Consider the following 1,096-nt stretch of genomic DNA (forward strand, 5'->3'; position numbering starts at 1 on the left):
CCTTTCTCTTCCATACACCAGAAATCAGCATAGCTCCATGATCACTCAAGGCATCTGCTTTGGAATCATTATGTCGCTATGTCGTGCATCCTCACGATTTGAATCCTGACGATAACAAGGAAGCTGTTATTGCTGCAATCGAAGATTGACATTGTTTGATGATCAAACTAAATTTAAATCAAATAATTTGATAATCAAACAATATAATGAAAATAGCTAATGACACACTGACTCATCATCACCATTTTTCTAGCCACAATCATCAAGGTGAAAAGCGAACGTTTTACGTGCTGCTTCTTACGCTGACCACGATGGTAGTCGAAATTGTCGCGGGCACGGTCTATGGCTCTATGGCGCTTTTGGCAGACGGTTGGCATATGGGCACACATGCGGCAGCGTTCTGCATTACCTTGTTTGCCTACCGATATGCGAAAAAACATCAGAGTAATGATAGGTTTTCGTTTGGTACGGGAAAGGTCAGTGTGCTTGGTGGCTACACAAGTGCCATTGCACTTGGGATTGTTGCGTTATTAATGTTGGTTGAGTCGGTCCATCGCTTGCTTAATCCGCAGTCGATTCAGTTTAATGAAGCGATTATCGTCGCTTGTATTGGCTTGGCAGTGAACGTCATCAGTATGTTGCTGCTAGGTGACCATCACCACCATGACCATGATGATGCTCATCATCACGAGCACTCACACCATCATGGACATACACATCACCATGATCATAATTTGCGAGCAGCCTACTTACACGTGCTAGCAGATGCGCTGACTTCCGTGATGGCAATTGTGGCCTTGGTACTAGGGAAGTTCTATGGTTGGAATTGGCTCGATGCGGTGATGGGCATGGTCGGTGCATTAGTGATCAGTAAGTGGACATTGAACTTACTCAAGCAAACAAGCCCGATTCTGCTTGATGAAAATATCGATGATAAATATCGAAAGGCAATCCAAGATGAGCTTGCGCCCGTAGCCCTTGTTACGGATTTACATATTTGGAAGGTGAGTGGACATCATCATGCAGCGGCAATTACGCTTATAGACCAAGCGGGTATTTCATTGGATGAGTATAAGCAAAAGCTAAGCAAGTTTGA

1 protein-coding gene is annotated in these 1,096 nt (G+C 44.1%); it reads left to right on the forward strand.

Annotated elements, in window-relative coordinates:
* Positions 1-206: 206 nt before the first annotated feature.
* Positions 207-1,096: CDF family Co(II)/Ni(II) efflux transporter DmeF (dmeF, locus tag GY683_RS06240; RefSeq protein WP_297287923.1), on the forward strand; the 890-nt coding region annotated here is incomplete at its 3' end.

The sequence above is a fragment of the Moraxella sp. genome, from assembly GCF_024227015.1.
GTDB lineage: Bacteria > Pseudomonadota > Gammaproteobacteria > Pseudomonadales > Moraxellaceae > Moraxella.